Genomic DNA, 19,577 nt, shown 5'->3' with positions numbered 1-19,577 from the left:
GGAAGCCGGGCTCGGGGCTCTAGTGAACTCTGTGACAGGATGGATCGACACCCGTGCAGTGGGTACAGTGGGCAAAAACACAGAGGCCCAACCTATGTGCCTGATCGTATTTGCCTGGCGGCCGGGGCATGCCCTGCCGCTGATCGTCGCGGCCAACCGTGACGAGTTCTACGCCCGCCCGACCCAGGCCCTGGCAGCCTGGGACGATGCGCCCGGGGTGCATGCCGGGCGCGACCTTGAAGCGGGTGGGACTTGGCTGGGCGTCGGCCCACAGGGGCGCTTTGCGGCGCTGACCAATATCCGAGACCCCGGGCAGGTGCTGGGGCCACGCTCGCGGGGCGAGCTGGTGGCGGCGTATCTGCAGGGTGAACTGGGGGTGGAGGCCTACCTCGACCAGGTCGCCAGCCGCAGCGGGCAGTATTCAGGGTTTAACTTGCTGGTGGGTGATGGTCATCAGCTGGGCTACCTGCATGCCCGGGACGTGGCACCACGCTTGCTGGAGGCCGGGGTGTACGGGCTGTCCAATGCCGGGCTGGATACGCCGTGGCCGAAGCTGGTGAAAGCGCGCACGGGGTTGCAGGGGATGCTGGACACGGCAGATCCACAGCGGTTGCTGGCGTTGCTGGCAGACAACGAGCCGGCAGCCGACGGTGAGTTACCGGAGACGGGCGTGGGGGTGGCGACCGAGAAGCTGCTGTCGAGTGTGTTTATTGCCAGCCAGAACTATGGTACTCGGGCGAGTACCGTGCTGATTGTTGATGATCGGGGGAGAAGGCTGCTGGTTGAGCGCAGCTTCGGGCCCTTTGGTGGACATCTTGGGGAAGTCGAGCTTTTGGTTTGAGGGCCATGGGGCTGCTTTGCAGCCCTTTCGCGACACAAGGCCGCTCCTACAGGAGATGCGCGATCCCTTGTAGGAGCGGCCTTGTGTCGCGAAAGGGCCGCAAAGCGGCCCCAAAATTTCAAAGAGTTTTATTGGCCCCAGGCCCGATCATCCTCGCCAGCCCAAGGTTTTTCAGGGCCAGTTGCAGCGAGCTGTGGATAACTTGCGGGTTGTCATGGCTCAAGGCTTCAACCAGCAACTCCTTGGCCTTGCTCATGTTCACTTGGCGCAGCATCCACTTCACTTTCGGCAAGTTGGTGGCGTTCATCGATAGGCTGTCGAAGCCCATGGCCATCAACAGGATCGCCGCTGCCGGGTCGCCCGCCATCTCGCCGCAGATGCTCACCGGCTTGCCTTCACCGTGGGCATCACGCACCACGGTATTCAGCGCCTGCAGCACCGCCGGGTGCAGGTAGTCGTAAAGGTCGGCGACCCGCGGGTTGTTGCGGTCCACCGCCAGCAGGTACTGAGTCAGGTCGTTGGAACCGACCGAGAGGAAGTCCACCTGCCGCGCCAGTTCCTTGGTCTGGTACACCGCCGCAGGGATTTCCACCATCACCCCCACCGGCGGCATCGGCACGTCGGTGCCTTCGTCGCGCACTTCGCCCCAGGCGCGGTGGATCAGGTGCAGCGCCTCTTCCAATTCGTGAATGCCGGAAATCATCGGCAGCAGGATGCGCAAGTTGTTCAGGCCCTCGCTGGCCTTGAGCATCGCGCGAGTCTGCACCAGGAAGATTTCCGGGTGATCGAGGGTGACGCGAATGCCGCGCCAGCCGAGGAACGGGTTTTCTTCCTTGATCGGGAAGTACGACAGCGCCTTGTCACCACCAATATCGAGGGTGCGCATGGTCACCGGCAGCGGGTGGAAGGCCGCCAGCTGTTCGCGGTAAATCGCCAGCTGCTCTTTCTCGCTGGGGAAGCGCTGGTTGATCATGAACGGCACTTCGGTGCGGTACAGGCCGACGCCTTCGGCGCCACGCTGCTGGGCACGGGCCACGTCGGCGAGCAGGCCGGTGTTGACCCACAGCGGCATGCGGTGACCGTCGGGGGTGACGCACGGCAGTTCGCGCAGGGCGTCAAGGCCTTGGGCCAGCTGGCGTTCTTCCTCGACGACTTCGCTGTACTGCTTGCGCAGCACGTCGCTGGGGTTGGTGAACACCTCGCCCTTGTAGCCGTCGACGATCATTTCGATGCCATCGACCTTGGAGTACGGCAGGTCGACCAGGCCCATCACCGTCGGGATGCCCATGGCCCGGGCCAGGATGGCGACGTGGGAGTTGCCCGACCCCAGTACCGAGACCAGGCCAACCAGCTTGCCTTCCGGCACTTCGCCGAGCATCGCCGGGGTCAGCTCTTCGCTGACCAGGATGGTGTTGTCGGCATACACCAGCGACTGCGAGCGGGCTTCCTGCAGGTAGGCCAGCAGGCGCCGGCCAAGGTCCTTCACATCCGAGGCGCGCTCACGCAGGTAGTCGTCGTCCATCAGCTCGAAGCGGTTGACGTGCTCGCCAACCACCTGGCGCAAGGCGCCCTGGGCCCATTGGCCAGTCTTGATGACCTCGACCACCTCGCCACCGAGGGCAGCGTCTTCGAGCATCATCAGGTACACGTCGAACAGTGCGCGCTCTTCCGGGCGCAGCTGGGTAGCCAGTTTGGCTGACAGCTTGCGCATGTCGGCGCGCACGCCTTCGAGCGCGTTGTTGAACAGTTTCAGTTCGGCGTCGATGTCATCGACGGTTTTGTCCGGCACCACTTCCAGATCGGCCGGTGGCAGCATGACCACGGCACGCCCGACAGCGGCGCCTGGCGAGCCCGGCACACCGACGAAGCGCGCCTCCTGGATACCTTTGCCCTGGCGGCCCAGGCCACGGATCGAGCCGGTGGCTTCGGCGTGAGCGATAACCCCGGCGAGCTGCGCGCTCATGGTGACAAGGAAGGCTTCTTCACCTTCATCGAACTGGCGCCGCTCTTTCTGCTGGATGACCAGTACACCCACCACACGCCGGTGGTGGATGATCGGCGCACCGAGGAAGGAGGCGAATTTCTCTTCGCCGGTTTCGGCGAAGTAACGATAACGCGGGTGATCGGCGGCGTTTTCCAGGTTCAGCGGCTCTTCCCGGGTACCGACCAGGCCGACCAGGCCCTCGTTGGGGGCCATGCTGACCTTGCCGATGGAACGCTTGTTCAGGCCCTCGGTGGCCATCAGCACGAAGCGGTTGGTTTCCGGGTCGAGCAGGTACACCGAGCAGACCTGGCTGCCCATGGCCTCCTTGACGCGCAAGACAATGATCCCCAACGCCGTCTTGAGATCTTTGGCGGAGTTCACTTCCTGGACGATCTTGCGCAGCGTATTGAGCATGGCTCGGGGTCGAACTCCGTCGTCAGTCGCGCGTCAGCAGACGCGGTGCAAGCTCTTTCAGGGCACGGCGGTAGACTTCACGCTTGAATGTCACCACCTGGCCCAGCGGATACCAATAGCTGACCCAGCGCCAGCCGTCGAATTCCGGCTTGCCGGTCAGGTCCATCCGCACCCGTTGTTCATTGCTCACCAGGCGCAGCAGAAACCACTTTTGCTTCTGGCCGATGCACAGCGGTTGGCTGTGAGTGCGGACCAGCCGCTGGGGTAAACGATAACGCAACCAGCCGCGGGTGCAGGCAAGAATTTCCACATCGTCGCGTTCAAGGCCAACTTCTTCGTTCAGCTCGCGGTACAGGGCATCTTCTGGCGTCTCGTCAGGGTTGATACCACCCTGGGGAAATTGCCAGGCATCCTGGTTGATCCGCCGAGCCCATAGCACCTGCCCGGCATCATTCGTCAGAATGATCCCGACATTGGGGCGAAAACCATCCGGGTCGATCACGGCAGCAACCTCGCAAACGCATGTCACCGCATTGTTCCACAAAGCTTGCAAGCGCAGCAACGCGCCCGCCAAGCTTATGTGCAGCGCGGTGAAAACTCCGTATTCTGCGGGCCTACCCTGTGGCTGACACGAGTGACCGCGATGCGCCTGGCTTTATTCGACCTGGACAATACCCTCCTCGGTGGCGACAGTGACCACGCCTGGGGTGACTACCTGTGCGAGCGGGGCATTCTCGACCCGGTCGCGTACAAGAAACGCAACGACGCTTTCTACCAGGACTACCTGAACGGCACCCTGGACCTGCAGGCCTACCTGGCCTTTTCCATGGAAATCCTCGCCGCCACCGAGCCGGTACAGCTCGACCAATGGCACCGCGAGTTCATGGGTGACTGCATCGAGCCGATCATCCTGCCCAAGGCACTGGCCTTGCTGCAGCAGCACCGCGAGGCCGGCGACCAGCTGGTGATCATCACCGCCACCAACCGCTTCGTCACCGCCCCGATTGCCCGCCGCCTGGGCGTGCGCGTGCTGCTGGCCACCGAATGCGAGACGCAGGACGGCCGCTATACCGGGCGTAGTACCGATATAGCGTGTTTCCGTGAAGGCAAGGTGACGCGGCTGGAGCGCTGGATGCTGGAGAACGGGTTCGACCTGGAGGACAGCTATTTCTACAGCGACTCGATGAACGACCTGCCGTTGCTAGAGCGGGTGACCCATGCAGTGGCGGTGGATCCGGACCCGAACCTGCGGGCCGAGGCCGAGAAACGTGGGTGGCCGGTGGTTTCGCTGAGGGATTGAGATTGTCGGGGCTGCTATGCAGCCCTTTCGCGACACAAGGCCGCTCCTACAGGAACCGCATTCCCTTGTAGGAGCGGCCTTGTGTCGCGATGGAGGGCAAAGCCCTCCCCAGGCCTCAGACCGGCTTGGCGCCCATCAGCCCGGCGATGGACAGGAAGCACACCCCGCTAAACACCGCCAAGGCCAGGGTAAAGCGCAGCCCCACCCCTTCAGCCTTGCGCAGCCGGTTCAGCCGCACCAGCAGCCACCACCCGGCAAACGCACCCAGCGTATAGATGACACTGGATGCCAGCAGCCAGGTCTGCCCCAGCGGCCAACCCACCAGATGCACCAGCCACCAGCCGGTAAACGGCATGCTCACCAGGCACACCCCCATCACCAGCCAGACGAACACCAGCGGCCGGCGCAGCAGCTTGGCATAGGCTTCGGCATCGCCCTGGCGGCGGGCCCGCACGGTCCAGGCGGTCAGGCCCAGGGCGCCCAGCAACAACAGCGCGGTGGCGATGATGTGCAGGGCCTTGAGAGTGGTCAGGTGTTCCATGGCTTCACATCCTTGAGCGATTAGCCAAGCTTAGCCGCTCAACCCAGGAACAGCTTGTACGCCGGGTTATCGGTCTCATCCCAGTACGGGTAACCGATCTTGGCCAGCGCCGCCGGTACCAGGTGGCGCTCGTCCTCTGGCACCTGCAAGCCAGCCACCACGCGCCCGTCAGCCGCGCCGTGGTTGCGGTAGTGGAACATCGAGATATTCCAGCGCCCGCCCAGCTTGGTGAGGAAGTTGAACAGCGCCCCCGGCCGCTCGGGGAACTCGAAGCGCAGCACGATTTCGTCGCTGGCACCGGCCGAATGGCCACCGACCATGTGGCGGATGTGCAGCTTGGCCAGTTCGTTGTCGGTCAGGTCGGTCACCGGGAAGCCCTGATCGATCAGGTTCTGTACCAGCGCGGCCCGTGGGTCGTTTTCCGGGTGGGTCTGCACGCCGACGAAGATGTGCGCCTCATCGGAGGTGTGCTTGCGGTAGTTGAACTCGGTGATCTGGCGCTTGCCAATGGCTTCGCAGAAGGCCTTGAAACTGCCCGGGCGCTCGGGGATGGTCACGGCGATGATGGCTTCGCGTTTCTCGCCCAGCTCGGCACGCTCGGCCACATGACGCAGGCGGTCGAAGTTGACGTTGGCGCCCGAATCGATGGCAACCAGGGTCTGCCCGGTCACGCCTTTGAGCTCGACATACTTCTTGATGCCCGCCACGCCCAACGCGCCCGCAGGTTCGGTGATCGAGCGGGTATCGTCGTAGATATCCTTGATCGCCGCACAGATTTCATCAGTGCTGACCGTCACCACCTCATCCACATGAAGACGGCAGATGTCGAAGGTGTGCTGGCCGATCTGGGCCACTGCCACGCCGTCGGCGAACAGCCCGACCTGCGGCAGCACCACGCGCTCGCCAGCTGCCATCGCGGCCTGCAGGCAGTTGGAGTCATCCGGCTCGACGCCGATCACCTTGATTTCCGGGCGCAGGTATTTCACATAGGCCGCGATGCCGGCAATCAGCCCACCGCCGCCCACCGGGACGAAGATCGCGTCCAGCTGCCCCGGGTGCTGACGGAGGATTTCCATCGCCACGGTGCCCTGGCCGGCAATGGTGTGCGGGTCGTCATAGGGGTGGATATAGACGAAGCCTTTCTCGTCGACCAGCTTCAGCGAGTAGGCCAGCGCCTCGGGGAACGAGTCGCCATGCAACACCACCTTGCCGCCGCGCGAACGCACGCCTTCGACCTTGATCTCCGGGGTGGTCTTGGGCATCACGATGGTGGCCTTGATGCCCAGCTCGCGGGCCGCCAGGGCCACGCCCTGGGCATGGTTGCCGGCCGAGGCGGTGACCACGCCGCGGGCCAGTTCTTCCGGGGTCAGCTGCGCCAGCTTGTTGTACGCCCCGCGGATCTTGAACGAGAACACCGGCTGCAAGTCTTCGCGCTTGAGCAGAATCTGGTTGCCCAGGCGCTTGCTCAGCTGCCCGGCGCTGTGCAACGGGGTTTCGACGGCGACGTCGTAGACGCGCGAGGTGAGGATCTTCTTGACGTACTGTTCGAGCATCGGGAAAGCATCACTGGCCGCGGGACAAGGGCTGCGAGTCTACCCCAGCGCTACGTCGGGCGACCACAGCAAAGCCGCCCGAGCCGTTATACTAGGCTCCTTTCATTACCGCCCTGCCCCTTTCCGGAGCCCGCATGACCCAGGACCAACTCAAACAGGCCGTCGCCCAGGCCGCTGTCGACTTCATTCTGCCGAAGCTGGATGAAAAGAGCGTCGTCGGTGTCGGCACCGGTTCGACTGCCAACTTCTTCATTGACGCCCTGGCCCAGCACAAGACCGCCTTCGATGGTGCGGTCGCCAGCTCCGAGGCCACCGCCCAGCGTCTGAAGGGCCATGGCATCCCGGTCTACGAGCTGAACAGCGTCAGCGAGCTGGAGTTCTATGTCGACGGCGCCGACGAAAGTGACGCACACCTGAACCTGATCAAAGGCGGCGGCGCGGCCCTGACCCGCGAGAAGATCGTCGCGGCCGTGGCCAAGACTTTCATCTGCATCGCCGACGGCAGCAAGCTGGTGCCGGTGCTGGGCGCCTTCCCGCTGCCGGTCGAGGTCATCCCGATGGCCCGCAGCCACGTGGCGCGTCAGCTGGTCAAGCTGGGCGGCGACCCGGTGTACCGTGAAGGCGTGGTCACCGACAACGGCAACGTGATCCTCGATGTGCACAACCTGCAGATCACCAACCCGGTGGAGCTGGAAGCACAGATCAACGCCATCGTCGGCGTGGTGACCAACGGCCTGTTCGCGGCGCGCCCGGCGGACCTGCTGCTGCTGGGCACCGCCGAAGGCGTGAAGTCCCTCAAGGCCGAGTAACGGCATTCGCAAGCGAGCCGAACGCCCCGGTCAGTCGTTCTTCTTGAAGCGATAGAACAGGTTCGGCTCGCTGACCATGTACAGGTTGCCCTGATCATCCATGGCAACGCCTTCGGCACGCGGGATGGTGTGCTGCAGGCCATTGAAGCCACCCAGCAAGGTCATGAAGCTGACCTGCTGACCTTGCTCGTCAAGCTCCAGCAGCATGTTGGAATCGGCCGACAACACCAGCAGATGCCCCGTGCGCGGGTCGACCCCCAGGGCCGACAGGTTGCGCAGGTCGAGTTCATCGTTGGCCAAGACCTGTTTGTCACCCTTGAGCGGGCCACGCCCGTCGCTGCTCCAGGTGTACAGCTTCGGCGGCCGCTCCTCGCCAATCACCAGACGCTGGCGCATCGGGTCCCAAGCCACGCCTTCGAAGCCCTTGTTGCGCTTCACCGACTCGCCGAGGTCGTAACTCGGGAAGTCTGCGTGGTTCAGCGAAGCGGTCTGCGCATCCACCTTGACCACGGTCAGGTCGTGCAGGCGCTCATCGGTGATCGCCACGTTGCCATCTTCCATCACGGCGACGCCTTCCGGGTTGCTCCAGCCTACCAGCGGGATCTTGCGCAGCACGTCGCCGTCGAGGCTGAGTTCGACCAGGAACGGGTTTTTACCCATCACTGCAAACAGCGTGCGGGTGTGCGGGCTGTAGGCAACGTCCGAAGCTTCGTCATCTTCCATGCCCGGCAGCACCTTGGCGTCGATGTCGACCTGATAGTCCGGCAGCCACACGCTCTCGCTGCGTTCGGCGCTGGTTTCGAATCCTTCCTTGACCCACAGCATGCCGCGGTCATCCCAGTGCATGGCCACGGCCACGCCGTAACCGATCACCGCCGCAACGGCCAGGCCGAAGGGCCAGCGCAAGTAGAAGCGGCGCTTGGGGGATGCGGATGCGCTGGAGGATGCTGGCATGCGAAATTCCTGGGGATATGGGCGAAGATCCGCGCATTATCCGGATGGGGTGTGAAAAAAAGATCAATATCAGCCTGGGCGCGCTCTTTGTGGGAGCGGCCTTGCGTCGCGAAAGGGCTGCAGAGCAGCCCCAAGATTTCAGCGTAACCGCTGATAATGTCGGGGCCGCTTTGCGGCCCTTTCGCGACGCAAGGCCGCTCCCACATGAATCGCGACAGACTTTGAGATCAGAGCACCCGGCTCTCGAAGCGGCAGACGCCTGGCAGCTCCAGTACCAGCTCGTCACCGACAGCGAACGGCCCGACACCGGCCGGGGTGCCGGTCAGGATCACATCCCCGGCCTGCAGCGAGAAGTGCGCCGCCATGTACTGGATGATCGGCACGATCGGGTTGAGCATCATCGCGCTGTTGCCGTCCTGACGCACTTCACCATTGATGGTCAGGCGCACCGGAATATCGGTCACATCTTCAAAGGACGCAGCGGAAACGAACGGTGGCAGTACGCAAGCACCGTCAAAGCTCTTGCACAGCTCCCAAGGCAGGCCCTTTTCCTTGAGCTTGGCCTGCACGTCGCGCAGGGTCAGGTCCAGCGCCGGGGCGTAGCCGGAGATGGCGTCCAGCACTTCTTCCTCGGACGCAGTGGACGACAGCGGCTTGCCCAGCAGCACGGCAATTTCGGCCTCGTAGTGCACCGAGCCACGGTCGGTCGGGATCTTGAACCCGCCTTCCAGTGGCACCACGCAGCTACCCGGCTTGATGAACAGCAGCGGCTCGGAAGGAATGGGGTTGTCCAGTTCCTTGGCATGTTCGGCGTAGTTGCGGCCGATGCACACCACTTTGCCCAGCGGGAAATGAATGCGCGTGCCGTCTACGTACTGGTGCTGGTAACTCATGGCCGACTCCTTTGATTACTGCTTTTATTCAGGAGCGAAGATCTTACCCGGATTCATGATGCCATTAGGGTCGAATACGGCCTTGATTGCCTTCATGCAGGCAATTTCATCCGGCGAGCGGCTGTAGCCAAGGTAGTCGCGCTTGGTCATGCCCACGCCGTGCTCGGCCGAAATCGAACCGTTGTAACGCTGGACGATCTCGAATACCCACTTGTTGACCTTGGTGCACGAGGCAAAGAAGTCATCCTTGCTCATGTGCTCGGGCTTGAGGATGTTCAGGTGCAGGTTGCCGTCGCCGATGTGGCCGTACCAGACCACTTCATAGTCCGGGTAATGCTGGCTGACGATGGCATCGATATCGCGCAGGAACGCCGGCACCTTGGAAACGGTGACGGAAATGTCGTTCTTGTACGGGGTCCAGTGGGAGATGGTTTCGGACAAGTACTCACGCAGCTTCCACAGGTTCTTCAGCTGGGTTTCGCTCTGGCTCATCACCCCATCCAGCACCCAGCCCTGCTCGACGCAGTGCTCGAAGGTGGCCAGCGCTTCGTTGGCCACGTCCTCGGTGCTGGCTTCGAACTCCAGCAAGGCATAGAACGGGCAGTCGCTGACGAACGGGGCAGGCACATCGCCACGGGCCATGATCTTGGCCAGGCCCTTGTCGGAGAAGAACTCGAAGGCGGTCAGGTCGAGCTTGCCCTGAAAGGCATGCAGCACCGGCATGATCGAGTCGAAATCCGGTGTGCCCAGCACCATGGCAGTGAGGTTGCGCGGGGCGCGGTCCAGGCGCATGGTCGCTTCGACCACGAAGCCCAGGGTGCCCTCGGCGCCGATGAACAGCTGGCGCAGGTCGTATCCGGTGGCGTTCTTGATCAGGTCCTTGTTCAGTTCCAGCAGTTCGCCCTTGCCGGTGACCACTTTCAGACCGGCCACCCAGTTGCGGGTCATGCCGTAACGGATGACCTTGATACCGCCGGCATTGGTGCCGATGTTGCCGCCAATCTGGCTGGAACCACTGGAAGCGAAATCCACCGGGTAATAAAGGCCTTGTTCTTCGGCGAAGGCCTGCAACTGACGGGTGATCACTCCCGGCTGGCATACCACGGTACGGTCGAAGGCATTGAAATCGACAATCTGGTTCATATGGTCGAAGGCGACGACCACTTCGCCATTGGCCGCCACGGCGCCGGCGGAAAGCCCGGTACGCCCGCCGGACGGTACCAGCGCAACCTGGTGCTGGTTGGCCCAGCGGACGATGGCCTGCACCTGCTCTACTGTCTTGGGGAACACGATGGCCGTGGGCGCAGGCGGGTAATGCTTGGTCCAGTCCTTGCCGTAGGCTTCCAGGGAAGCGGGGTCGGTCAGGACCTTGCCAGGGTCGACAAGGGTCATCAGTTCATCAATTACAGCGGGGTGAGTCATCGCTGGAACTCTCGACTTATTCATAGTCACCCTGAGCACTCTTCACCTGTCGGGATAAGCTCAGATTGTGTCGCGTATGCTAGCATAGCCCTCCCGCTGTTCATGCTAAGGCTGCCGTAGCGCCTGGCATCAGTCCTCGCCATTTTTTCTCCGGGATACAGGTTTACGCAGATGAGCAAGACTTCTCTCGACAAGAGCAAGATCCGGTTCCTTCTTCTTGAAGGTGTGCACCAGAACGCAGTCGATACCCTCAAGGCTGCCGGCTACACCAACATCGAATACCTCACCGGTTCATTGCCGGATGCCGAGCTGAAGGAAAAGATCGCCGATGCCCACTTCATCGGCATCCGCTCGCGCACCCAACTGACCGAAGAAATCTTCGACTGCGCCAAGAAACTGGTCGCCGTCGGCTGCTTCTGCATCGGCACCAACCAGGTTGACCTGGCAGCCGCCCGCGAACGCGGTATCGCCGTGTTCAACGCACCGTATTCCAACACCCGTTCGGTGGCCGAGCTGGTGCTGGCCGAGGCTATCCTGCTGCTGCGCGGCATCCCTGAGAAGAACGCTTCCTGCCACCGTGGCGGCTGGATCAAGAGCGCGGCCAACTCCTTCGAGATCCGCGGCAAGAAGCTGGGCATCGTCGGCTACGGCTCGATCGGTACCCAACTGTCGGTCCTGGCAGAAAACCTGGGGATGCAGGTGTACTTCTACGACCCGCTGACCAAGCTGCCGCTGGGCAACGCCGTACAGGTCACCAGCCTCAACGAACTGCTGGGCCTGGCCGACATCGTGTCGCTGCACGTACCTGAGCTGCCGTCCACCCAGTGGATGATCGGCGAGAAAGAAATCCGTGCGATGAAGAAGGGCTCGATCCTGATCAACGCCGCCCGTGGCACCGTGGTCGAACTGGACCACCTGGCCGCCGCGATCAAGGACAAGCACCTGATCGGCGCCGCCATCGACGTGTTCCCGGTTGAGCCGCGCTCCAACGACGAAGAGTTCGAAAGCCCGCTGCGTGGCCTGGACAACGTGATCCTGACCCCGCACATCGGTGGTTCCACCGCCGAAGCCCAGGCCAACATCGGCCTGGAAGTGGCCGAGAAACTGGTCAAGTACAGCGACAACGGTACTTCCGTTTCGTCGGTCAACTTCCCGGAAGTTGCCCTGCCGGCGCACCCTGGCAAGCACCGCCTGCTGCACATCCACGAGAACATCCCGGGCGTGCTCAGCGAAATCAACAAAGTCTTCGCCGAGAACAGCATCAACATCTCCGGTCAGTTCCTGCAGACCAACGAGAAAGTCGGTTACGTAGTAATCGACGTTGACGCTGAGTACTCCGACCTGGCGCAAGAAAAGCTGCAACAGGTCAAAGGCACCATCCGTTCGCGCGTCCTGTTCTAAGGTCGCTGGCGGTATGAAAAAGGGAGGCCCTGGTGGCCTCCCTTTTTTATTTCACTTCTACAGTGATTTTCTTCGACTCGACACTCGGCTTGAACGGCACGTGATACTGGTCACCCAGCACCAGTTGCAGGGTGTGCTTGCCCGGCGCCAGGGTGATGGTCGTTTCGGTCTGTGCCTTGCCGAAATGCAGCACTTGCGGGCCGGCCGGCAACGCGGTACCGGCTGCTGGCATCAGGCTGGTCGGCAGCGGCATGTCAGCTGCAGGTTCCTTGTCTACATCCACCAGCAGGTGGTGGTGGCCCGTATGCGGGGTCTGGTCGCCCGCAGGCTTGAGCTCCATGCCCTCGATGCCGAACTTGACGGTGAAGGTCGCGTCGACCTGCTCGCCGTCTTTGGGGGAAAGGATGGAAACCTTGGCACCCGCGGGCGGCTCCTGGCTCTTCAGGGCATCTGCGGCGCTGGCGAACACCGAGACCCCCATCAGCAGACCGGCAACGGCAGCACGCGAAAATAGGCTGTTCATTCACTTCTCCTGTGATTCACTTATTGACCGCTGCCAGTAAACGAATGGCGGCGGTAGTTCACGATAGCCCACAAAGAGAAATATTTCAGTTAGGGTTAAACCTCGCCAAGGCTTCAAGGTCATAGGCTGCGCTCGACCGCGACGGGGAAGAAAGTCGCGGCGAAAGTTATTCATCTGCTTAAGAAAAAAGGGGCACTACATGCGTTCGACCATAGGCGTACTGCTGGCAGTACTGATCACTCCATTGGCTCAGGCCGAGCTGATAGACGAAATTGCCGACCGGGGCGAATTGCGCATTGCCGTAGAGGCCGATAACGCGCCTTACTCGTTCAAGGAAAACGACCGCCTGACCGGCTTCGAAATCGAGTTCGGCCAGGACCTGGCCCGTGAACTGGACCTGCGCGCCGAATTTGTCGAGGCGACGTCAGCGGAAGTGCTGCCCGGCGTGGAAAGTGGCAAGTATGACGTCTCGCTGATCCCGTCGAGCGAGTCGCCCAAGGCCGATGGCCCGTTCGACGTGAGCCAGGCATTTGGCGAAAAGAAGCTGGTGATTCCGTTCCAGAAGGACAACCCGGCGTTCGAAAGCGCGGTGAACAATGCACTTGATCGCCTGAAGAACAGTGGCCGTACGGCAGAACTGGAACAGAAGTGGTTCAGCAACCGGCAGCCAGATCAGCCAACGCCTGCTGCGCTTGCTCCAGCTCCAACTCACTGAACACCTGCACTCCTGCACGCCGCAGCAAGGCTGCGGCAACCCCTTCGCCTGGCACCTTCTTCCCGCTGAAGGTGCCGTCGTAGACCAAACGGTTGCCGCACGAAGGGCTACCTGCCTTCAGCACCGCCACCCGAATGCCATGGCGCCGCACCAGCGCCAGCGCCTGCTGCGCCCCGGCCAGAAACTCGGCACTGACGTCATCACCGGCCACCGTCAGCACCTGCGCCCCACCATCGAGCACCTGCGCGCCCTGGCCACCGGGGATCTCCGCCGGCGGGCGCGGTGTCGGCAAGCCGCCAGCCACCTCGGGGCACAGTGGCACCACACGCCCTTCGGCCTGCCACTGCTGCAACAAATCGGGATGCCCGCTGGCCCGGCCGTCATAACGCACCGGCTGCCCCAGCAAGCAGGCGCTCACCAAGACTTTGGGCAGATCAGAACGGGTCATTGCCGCGGCGCCGGAACCAGCCGGTCAATGACAGGCGCTCGCGCCCGGCTGGCAATACTTCGTGCGGCACCTCACCGGACAGGAAGATCGCCAGGCAGCCCGCCACCGGCTGCACATCGTGCTCGACATCATCCGCCAGGAACATGCGCAGTTGCCCGCCGTCTTCCGGCTGCCAGTCTTCGTTGAGGTAAAGCACCGCCGACACCATGCGCCGGTCATCGTCGCGGAAGCGGTCCAGGTGCCGGCGATAGAACGCCCCCGGTGGGTACAGGGCGAAGTGGCATTCGAAATCTTCCAGGCCCAGGAACAGGCCCTGGTTGATGGCCTGCCGCAACTGGTCCATGGCCGCCAGGTACTGGTCGCAGGCCTCGGCCTGGCCAGGGTCGATCCACTGGATCTGGTCGCCGCGAATGCTCTCACGCACCTCCTGGGCGTCACCGCGCCCAACCCCGGCCGGGTTGAGTTCGCCTTCGGCATCACGGCGCCGGCATTCGGCCGCCAGCGCGCGCACCAGGTCGGCAGGCAGAAAGAGCGCCTGCTGCGACCAGCCATGGGTGGCCAGATCGTCGACGACGGCCGCAAGCATCGGGTTTTCGGGGGAGATGTGCATGGCGCGCATCATATCCATTCACCTTGTCGGCGCACAGCGCCACTTGGCTGAGAAGCGTTCGGATTGCTCGACAAAACGGCGCCGGGCCTAGGACAATAGCCACCTGCCGACAGGAGTCCTGAATGCACCGTCTGTTTTCCCTGCTTCTGCTGATGATCTGCACCATGCCTGTCTGGGCAGACAGCCTCGATCAACTGTACAAGGCCGCCGGCTGGCCCGACCAGCGCGCCCATTTTTCCGATGCCGTGAGCGCCGCCCAACAGCGCTACCGCAATAGCCTGCCGCCTGCGGTTTACCAGGCGCTGGTCAACAACAGCAACCAGCGCTTCCAGGCCCAGGCAATGGACAACCGTGCCTTGGCCAAACTGCGCAGCACGCTGGCGAACCCGGCGCCGGCACTGGCCTTCTTCCAGTCGCCGCTGGGGCGCAAGATTGTCGCCGCCGAACTGCTGGCCACGCGCAAGGACCAGCTGGCCAAGAACGCCAAAGGCCTGCCGAAGATGCAGGCCAGCGACAACCGCATGCTGGTTATCGGCCACCTGGCCCAGGCCCTGCCAGCCCGCGAAGCCGGCGCCGAAGTCAGCCTGGCGATCGCCGGGGTGGCCGCCGACAGCCTGAGTTCGATGATCCCCGGGCTGTTCGGCGCCAGCCAGGCCCAGGGCCTGCTCGACGGCCAGCGCCAGCGTCTTAAGGGGCAGATCGGCGAAGACCTGAACAACACCCTGCTGTACGTCTACCGCGACCTGTCCGACGACGAACTGGAAGAGTTCGCCACCTTCGCCGAGTCGCCAGACGGCAAGGCCTATTACCAGGCCGCCGTGGCTGCGGTGCGTGCCGGCCTGGCGGTGGGCCAGAACAGCGCCGACCTCAAGTGATCAGCCCAGGCGCTGCTTGATGAAGTCGAAGTAGCGCCGGCGAATGTCCGGCAGCTCGTTGGCCAGGTGATGGCGCGCTTCAGGCAACATCAGGATCTGCGGCTCGCTGAACTTGGCCTTGAGCACTTCGAGGTTGTGGGGCCAATCCACCGTACCATCCGCTTCCCCCTGCACGATCAACGGCCGTCGCGCACAATGCGGCGCCGCCTCGATGCGCTTGACCCAGGCGATCAAGGCGCCGACCCAGGCCGTGGGCAGCCGCCGCGGCTGCAGCGGGTCGGCTTCGAGGAAGGGCAGGAAAGTCGGGTCGTTGGTGTTCTCGCTGAAGCGCCGCTCGATGCCATTGACGAAGTGGCGCAGTACCCGATAGCTGAACTTAGACCAGCGCCACGAGCGCGGCCGCACCAGCGGCGCCAGCAGGATCACCTCGCCATCGATCGGGCTGCGGTCACCTTGGTGCAGCAAGTGGTCCACGGCGATGGCGCCACCGGTGCTCTGCCCGCAGAGGTGCCAGGGGCGTGGCAGTTCAAGGCCTCGCGCCTGTTCGAACAAGGCCTCCAGCACCTGCTGGTACACCGCAAAATCACTGATGCTGGCGCGCTCGCCACTGGACAGGCCATGGCCCGGCAAGTCACAGCTGATCACCGCATAACCGAGCTTCAACGCCCACTCGATCACATGCCGATAGAGGCCCATGTGGTCGTAGTAGCCGTGCAACAGGAACAGCGTCGCAACTGGCTTTTCCGGTAGCCAGACCTGCCCAACCAGCTCGAACCCCGCCGCCTGGAAACCGCCCAGCCAGCTCTGTGCCGACAGGTTCAGGCCATAGAAGCGCTGATAATCCTGCGCTTGCGTGGACAACGGCTGGCGTTTGACCAAGGGGGCGAGGCTGGCACGCAAGGTATCGGGGTGAAAGGCAGCGGGCATCGGGTACATCCAAGGCGGAGCGAGTATTGATCTGGGATATTCAGCTCTGGCCGGCGTCGTGGCAAGCTTGCACACCTCGAACAGGCAGCACAGATCAGTTGTGGGAGCGGCCTTGTGTCGCGAAAGGGTCGCAAAGCGGCCCCAGCGATGTCTGCAGCGCTGCTGAAATCCTGGGGCTGCTTTGCAGCCCTTTCGCGACACAAGGCCGCTCCCACAAAAATGCCGCGGACATTTCATGAAAATTCGAAACATCAAACAGATATCGTTGGGCCTCGCACTGGTGCTCTGTGCCATTGTGCTTTGGCAAGCCTACACCACCTTCCAGTCCCGCTATCTGCGCCCGTTCGACAACCAGACCACGCTATTCGACGGTAGCCAGCTGCAACTGCCCGCCGAACTCGCCGGCCCCGGCCCGATCCGCGTGGTGCACTTCTGGGACCCGGCCTGCCCGTGCAACGTTGGCAACCAGCAGCACCTGGGCGACCTGATTACCCAATTCGCCGGTCAAGGCGTGGCCTTCCACGTCGTGCAAAAGCCCGGCAGCCATGGGCAGCTACCCGCCAACCTCGCCAGCCTGCAAGCCATCGTCCACTTGCCCGGCAGCGAACACCTGCCCGCCTCCCCCGCCGTGGCGATCTGGGACCGACAAGGTAACCTGGCCTACTTCGGCCCCTACAGCGAAGGCGCCGTGTGCAACGCCAGCAACAGCTTCATCGAGCCGATCATCAAGGCCTTGATCGCAGGGCGGCCCGTGCAGGCCACCAATACCTTGGCCATAGGGTGTTATTGCCCCTGGTAGATAGCGGGTACCCGATAGATATCTACAGCGTTGCCCCGCAGGACAATTTTTAGCCTGACGACATACAGATCATTGGAGAAACTGTATGTCGCATCGAGACCCCATCGTACTACCCGAAAGCCCGATAGACAGTACCCGCCTACCTTTTGATTCCGGCGTCCTCTGGGGTCACAACCGAATACCACCTCATCACCTGGTGTCCGCTTTCCGCCCAGGCCTCCTGGTCATCGACCTGGTTCCGCAGATCGAAAACGACAAGAAAACGGTCAAGCAGGAACACGACCAGCGCTAGGCCACCCTCGAACCGGACCTGGATCAGGCCATTCTTGCGCAGGCGGGCTCACTGGCCGGCCTCAGCGAGTCCCAGGCCATCGAGCGAAGAATCGCTGCGGTCAATCAGCTGCAGGCACAACTCGGCCCACGCCTGGACGCTGCGCGCCAGCAAGCCAACCATTTTTTTGGCACAGACCCGGAGCATCGCACCTTTCGCGAGTTCCTGGCGGCAGGACGTGCGCTGGGGGCTCAGGCTGATCCCCGCCAAACCTGGCTCGCTTCCTACCGGGCAGCGTTCGAGGTCAAGTACCTCGAGCAACAGCGCGACCAGCTGGTCCGGCGCCAGCATCTGCTGCGCAGCAACTTGTCCAGCGCCAGAGCCCGGGAAAACAGTAACGCCAGCATCGCCCGGTCACCGGACCGGGTTGAGCAGACGATCGTCCGCACGCTCACTGCCAATCACGAGCTACAAGTGGCAAACAGCACGCTGCAGCGCATGCTCACGGCCTTCGAGCGGCACCGGCATGAGGACATCGCCGAAGCCGCAGCACTGGAACATAGCCGCGAGCTAGAGCGGGAAACATCCGACCTGCTCAAGGCGCGCGGACATCGACACGCCGCAGGCACCCACAAACGCGTGCAATATTGGCGTCTGGCGTCGGACATTTCGCGGCTCGACTTCGACCTGAAGTTTCATGGCCCCAGGGCCACCGAAGCTCACCGGGCGCAAGCGGCTGCCTTGCAGGCCCAGGCGTCAGCCCATGCTGCCGAGCATGCAAGTACCTCGGCGACCGAAGAAGCAGTGGAAAAGCAGCTGCACCTGCAGGCGAACAGTGCCGTTGAAGCAGCCTTCGATGAGCAGGCTCTGCTCAGCACACTGACAGGGCGTACGCCGAGCAACACCCCCGTCACGTTCAATGCCTGGGTCGCCAGCACTCACCACGCGCTGGTGGTGACCACCTCAAGCGGCGGTACGGCGTACTTCGAACCGGTCTGGGATGCGCTGGGCACCGCCATCGGCAACGCGGCGCTGCGGCTGCTACCCGGTGCGGCCAGGTATTTGACGTTGCTGCTCTACGCCGCCCGCCTGGGCGACGGCGAACGCATGGGCGTCACAGTCCCGCTCGCCATGATGACGCCCGGCGCAGACCTTACTCAAGAGGCGAACCGCAAGGTTGGCCAGACCCTTGAGCTGCCGCTGCGGATGAATGCCGTACCCCAAGGCACACAGACCGAGGTGTACCTGGCGGCTGCGGATGGCAGCAGCATCCTGCGCGATGTACGCGTGCGCCAGGCGCAATGGGACAGCACCCAAGGCGCCTACCGTTTCACCGCCGAGGGTCCAGGCGGCGCGACGCTACTCTGGCACCCCGCGACGCCGCCTTCGACGCTGGACACCGAGGGCGAGTTTGGCAGCGTCATCCCAGGCGCCACCATCGTCGAGGACCTGCAAAAACATCTGCCGGGCAACATCATCGTCCCGCCGCAGCCTGACATCCGCACCTTCCCCGAACTGCCCGACCTGCAGATCGATGACTACGTCATCATCTTCCCCGCAGATTCGGGGCTGGCACCGATCTATGTGATGTTGCGCAGCCCACGGTATCTGCCGGGGGTTGCCAGTGGGAATGGAGCAGTTACGCCGGACAGGGTGCTGGATGCGGCTACTACGGCGGCAGGGGCGCCGATTCCTGCAAGAATTGCGGAAAAGCTGAGGGGACGGCGGTTTAGCAGGTTCGATAAGCTCAAGGAAGCGATATGGAGAGAGATAGCTGCGGATGAAGTTCTAAGACACCACATTTTGCCGCAGAGCATCGACGACATGATGCACGGGAAAGCACCATATGCCCCAAAAACCCACTGGGTCGGCAAACGGGCCAAATTAGAGATACATCACAAGATCGAGATCTCGAAGGGAGGCGCTGTCTATGACTTCGACAATCTCGTATTCATGACCCCAAGAGTACACATAGAACACCATAAGGAGAACAACTAATGATCATGAAAGAAAGGCTAGAAGATTACACAGAAGTCGAGTTTCTTATGCTAATCAAAGAGCTCTATCACAATATCGATGGCCTCAACAGCAATGAGCTTGAACGACGACGCGATTCAATAGTGTTAAATTTTGAGAAATTGACTGAGCACCCTGACGGATCAGATGTCATCTACTATCCTCCCGAAGGGGCAGATACAAGCCCGCAGGGCGTCGTCAACCGCGTTAAGGAATGGCGCGCCGCAAACGGCAAACCTGGCTTCAAACCCGCCTGACTCAAAGCCCTGCGGCCAACACCA

At 62.6% G+C, this 19,577-nt stretch carries 21 protein-coding genes; 9 read left to right on the top strand and 12 right to left on the bottom strand.

Annotation, left to right across the window (positions count from 1 at the left end; genetic code table 11):
• The first annotated feature begins 94 nt into the window (after positions 1 to 94).
• Complete coding sequence (locus N430_RS03455; RefSeq protein ID WP_110632838.1) at positions 95 to 841, top strand: NRDE family protein; 747 nt, start codon at positions 95 to 97, stop codon at positions 839 to 841.
• A gap of 118 nt (positions 842 to 959) precedes the next feature.
• Here the strand turns inward: N430_RS03455 and ptsP are convergent, their stop codons facing one another.
• Both ptsP and N430_RS03445 read right to left on the bottom strand, forming a co-directional pair.
• Positions 960 to 3,239, bottom strand: a complete 2,280-nt coding sequence (ptsP, locus tag N430_RS03450; protein ID WP_110632835.1) for a phosphoenolpyruvate--protein phosphotransferase — start codon at positions 3,237 to 3,239, stop codon at positions 960 to 962.
• Positions 3,240 to 3,261: 22 nt separating this feature from the next.
• A complete protein-coding gene (locus tag N430_RS03445) occupies positions 3,262 to 3,741 on the bottom strand; it encodes an RNA pyrophosphohydrolase (RefSeq protein ID WP_003249017.1) in 480 nt (159 codons plus the stop codon).
• A 141-nt stretch (positions 3,742 to 3,882) separates the two neighbouring features.
• Here N430_RS03445 and N430_RS03440 point away from each other — a divergent pair, with 141 nt between their 5' ends.
• Positions 3,883 to 4,539, top strand: coding sequence for an HAD family phosphatase (locus N430_RS03440; protein ID WP_110632832.1), 657 nt, complete (start codon positions 3,883 to 3,885; stop codon positions 4,537 to 4,539).
• A gap of 115 nt (positions 4,540 to 4,654) precedes the next feature.
• On the opposite strand, the gene N430_RS03435 is transcribed toward N430_RS03440, so the two are convergent.
• Together N430_RS03435 and ilvA are read right to left on the bottom strand one after the other, a co-directional pair.
• Positions 4,655 to 5,080: a DUF2269 domain-containing protein gene (locus N430_RS03435; RefSeq protein WP_110632829.1), complete on the bottom strand. Its 426-nt coding sequence runs from the start codon at positions 5,078 to 5,080 to the stop codon at positions 4,655 to 4,657.
• Positions 5,081 to 5,118: 38 nt separating this feature from the next.
• Positions 5,119 to 6,633 carry a threonine ammonia-lyase, biosynthetic gene (gene ilvA / locus N430_RS03430; protein WP_110632826.1) on the bottom strand — a complete coding sequence of 505 codons (1,515 nt, stop codon included), beginning with the start codon at positions 6,631 to 6,633 and terminating at the stop codon, positions 5,119 to 5,121.
• Between the two features lie 134 nt (positions 6,634 to 6,767).
• On the opposite strand from ilvA, the gene rpiA reads away from it, so the two are divergent.
• Positions 6,768 to 7,442, top strand: coding sequence for a ribose-5-phosphate isomerase RpiA (rpiA, locus tag N430_RS03425; protein WP_016502110.1), 675 nt, complete (start codon positions 6,768 to 6,770; stop codon positions 7,440 to 7,442).
• 30 nt (positions 7,443 to 7,472) lie between these two features.
• Here the strand turns inward: rpiA and N430_RS03420 are convergent, their stop codons facing one another.
• The 3 genes from N430_RS03420 to N430_RS03410 form a co-directional block, all read right to left on the bottom strand.
• A complete protein-coding gene (locus N430_RS03420; RefSeq protein WP_110632823.1) occupies positions 7,473 to 8,396 on the bottom strand; it encodes an SdiA-regulated domain-containing protein in 924 nt (307 codons plus the stop codon).
• Between the two features lie 227 nt (positions 8,397 to 8,623).
• Entirely contained in the window at positions 8,624 to 9,289 is a 666-nt protein-coding gene (locus N430_RS03415; protein ID WP_110632820.1) for a fumarylacetoacetate hydrolase family protein, read from the bottom strand.
• 24 nt (positions 9,290 to 9,313) lie between these two features.
• Positions 9,314 to 10,711: an FAD-binding oxidoreductase gene (locus N430_RS03410; RefSeq protein WP_110632817.1), complete on the bottom strand. Its 1,398-nt coding sequence runs from the start codon at positions 10,709 to 10,711 to the stop codon at positions 9,314 to 9,316.
• A 171-nt stretch (positions 10,712 to 10,882) separates the two neighbouring features.
• On the opposite strand from N430_RS03410, the gene serA reads away from it, so the two are divergent.
• Positions 10,883 to 12,112, top strand: coding sequence for a phosphoglycerate dehydrogenase (gene serA / locus N430_RS03405; RefSeq protein ID WP_110632814.1), 1,230 nt, complete (start codon positions 10,883 to 10,885; stop codon positions 12,110 to 12,112).
• A gap of 46 nt (positions 12,113 to 12,158) precedes the next feature.
• Here the strand turns inward: serA and N430_RS03400 are convergent, their stop codons facing one another.
• Positions 12,159 to 12,635 carry a DUF4399 domain-containing protein gene (locus N430_RS03400; protein WP_110632811.1) on the bottom strand — a complete coding sequence of 159 codons (477 nt, stop codon included), beginning with the start codon at positions 12,633 to 12,635 and terminating at the stop codon, positions 12,159 to 12,161.
• A 199-nt stretch (positions 12,636 to 12,834) separates the two neighbouring features.
• Between N430_RS03400 and N430_RS03395 the strand changes: the two genes are divergently transcribed.
• On the top strand, positions 12,835 to 13,350 hold the full coding sequence (locus N430_RS03395; protein ID WP_110632808.1) for an ABC transporter substrate-binding protein: 516 nt from the start codon (positions 12,835 to 12,837) through the stop codon (positions 13,348 to 13,350).
• Here N430_RS03395 and N430_RS03390 read toward each other — a convergent pair.
• Complete coding sequence (locus N430_RS03390; protein WP_110632805.1) at positions 13,289 to 13,798, bottom strand: DUF523 domain-containing protein; 510 nt, start codon at positions 13,796 to 13,798, stop codon at positions 13,289 to 13,291. The two genes, N430_RS03395 and N430_RS03390, sit on opposite strands and share 62 nt — an antisense overlap.
• A complete protein-coding gene (locus N430_RS03385) occupies positions 13,785 to 14,417 on the bottom strand; it encodes a 2OG-Fe(II) oxygenase (protein WP_103446243.1) in 633 nt (210 codons plus the stop codon). The genes N430_RS03390 and N430_RS03385 overlap by 14 nt, the downstream gene beginning before the upstream one ends.
• Before the next feature lie 113 nt (positions 14,418 to 14,530).
• Here N430_RS03385 and N430_RS03380 point away from each other — a divergent pair, with 113 nt between their 5' ends.
• A complete protein-coding gene (locus N430_RS03380; RefSeq protein WP_110632802.1) occupies positions 14,531 to 15,283 on the top strand; it encodes a DUF2059 domain-containing protein in 753 nt (250 codons plus the stop codon).
• Here N430_RS03380 and N430_RS03375 read toward each other — a convergent pair whose 3' ends face one another.
• The gene (locus N430_RS03375) at positions 15,284 to 16,210 is read right to left on the bottom strand and encodes an alpha/beta hydrolase (RefSeq protein ID WP_110632799.1); all 927 of its coding nucleotides are present in this window, start codon (positions 16,208 to 16,210) and stop codon (positions 15,284 to 15,286) included. It abuts the gene before it with no gap.
• 235 nt (positions 16,211 to 16,445) lie between these two features.
• On the opposite strand from N430_RS03375, the gene N430_RS03370 reads away from it, so the two are divergent.
• Entirely contained in the window at positions 16,446 to 17,009 is a 564-nt protein-coding gene (locus tag N430_RS03370) for a DUF6436 domain-containing protein (protein ID WP_110632797.1), read from the top strand.
• Between the two features lie 340 nt (positions 17,010 to 17,349).
• Here N430_RS03370 and N430_RS29640 read toward each other — a convergent pair whose 3' ends face one another.
• Positions 17,350 to 17,631 (bottom strand): hypothetical protein, encoded by a 282-nt coding sequence (locus N430_RS29640; protein WP_256592060.1) that lies wholly within the window; start codon positions 17,629 to 17,631, stop codon positions 17,350 to 17,352.
• A 15-nt stretch (positions 17,632 to 17,646) separates the two neighbouring features.
• Here N430_RS29640 and N430_RS03365 point away from each other — a divergent pair, with 15 nt between their 5' ends.
• Together N430_RS03365 and N430_RS03360 are read left to right on the top strand one after the other, a co-directional pair.
• Complete coding sequence (locus tag N430_RS03365; protein ID WP_256592059.1) at positions 17,647 to 19,278, top strand: S-type pyocin domain-containing protein; 1,632 nt, start codon at positions 17,647 to 17,649, stop codon at positions 19,276 to 19,278.
• Positions 19,278 to 19,553 (top strand): bacteriocin immunity protein, encoded by a 276-nt coding sequence (locus N430_RS03360; RefSeq protein WP_110632794.1) that lies wholly within the window; start codon positions 19,278 to 19,280, stop codon positions 19,551 to 19,553. Before N430_RS03365 ends, N430_RS03360 begins: the two co-directional genes overlap by 1 nt.
• Positions 19,554 to 19,577 lie beyond the last annotated feature (24 nt).

It is taken from the genome of Pseudomonas sp. CC120222-01a (assembly GCF_003097235.1).
Classification (GTDB): domain Bacteria; phylum Pseudomonadota; class Gammaproteobacteria; order Pseudomonadales; family Pseudomonadaceae; genus Aquipseudomonas.
This window is presented reverse-complemented; position numbering and strand designations above follow the sequence as displayed.

Coding starts and splice junctions, on each gene's coding strand:
- N430_RS03455 (WP_110632838.1), top strand. CDS start 95: ATGTGCCTGATCGTATTTGCCTGGCGGCCGGGGCATGCCCTGCCGCTG.
- ptsP (WP_110632835.1), bottom strand. CDS start 3,239: ATGCTCAATACGCTGCGCAAGATCGTCCAGGAAGTGAACTCCGCCAAA.
- N430_RS03440 (WP_110632832.1), top strand. CDS start 3,883: ATGCGCCTGGCTTTATTCGACCTGGACAATACCCTCCTCGGTGGCGAC.
- N430_RS03435 (WP_110632829.1), bottom strand. CDS start 5,080: ATGGAACACCTGACCACTCTCAAGGCCCTGCACATCATCGCCACCGCG.
- ilvA (WP_110632826.1), bottom strand. CDS start 6,633: ATGCTCGAACAGTACGTCAAGAAGATCCTCACCTCGCGCGTCTACGAC.
- rpiA (WP_016502110.1), top strand. CDS start 6,768: ATGACCCAGGACCAACTCAAACAGGCCGTCGCCCAGGCCGCTGTCGAC.
- N430_RS03420 (WP_110632823.1), bottom strand. CDS start 8,396: ATGCCAGCATCCTCCAGCGCATCCGCATCCCCCAAGCGCCGCTTCTAC.
- N430_RS03415 (WP_110632820.1), bottom strand. CDS start 9,289: ATGAGTTACCAGCACCAGTACGTAGACGGCACGCGCATTCATTTCCCG.
- N430_RS03410 (WP_110632817.1), bottom strand. CDS start 10,711: ATGACTCACCCCGCTGTAATTGATGAACTGATGACCCTTGTCGACCCT.
- serA (WP_110632814.1), top strand. CDS start 10,883: ATGAGCAAGACTTCTCTCGACAAGAGCAAGATCCGGTTCCTTCTTCTT.
- N430_RS03400 (WP_110632811.1), bottom strand. CDS start 12,635: ATGAACAGCCTATTTTCGCGTGCTGCCGTTGCCGGTCTGCTGATGGGG.
- N430_RS03395 (WP_110632808.1), top strand. CDS start 12,835: ATGCGTTCGACCATAGGCGTACTGCTGGCAGTACTGATCACTCCATTG.
- N430_RS03390 (WP_110632805.1), bottom strand. CDS start 13,798: ATGACCCGTTCTGATCTGCCCAAAGTCTTGGTGAGCGCCTGCTTGCTG.
- N430_RS03385 (WP_103446243.1), bottom strand. CDS start 14,417: ATGCGCGCCATGCACATCTCCCCCGAAAACCCGATGCTTGCGGCCGTC.
- N430_RS03380 (WP_110632802.1), top strand. CDS start 14,531: ATGCACCGTCTGTTTTCCCTGCTTCTGCTGATGATCTGCACCATGCCT.
- N430_RS03375 (WP_110632799.1), bottom strand. CDS start 16,210: ATGCCCGCTGCCTTTCACCCCGATACCTTGCGTGCCAGCCTCGCCCCC.
- N430_RS03370 (WP_110632797.1), top strand. CDS start 16,446: ATGAAAATTCGAAACATCAAACAGATATCGTTGGGCCTCGCACTGGTG.
- N430_RS29640 (WP_256592060.1), bottom strand. CDS start 17,631: ATGCTGGCGCCGGACCAGCTGGTCGCGCTGTTGCTCGAGGTACTTGAC.
- N430_RS03360 (WP_110632794.1), top strand. CDS start 19,278: ATGATCATGAAAGAAAGGCTAGAAGATTACACAGAAGTCGAGTTTCTT.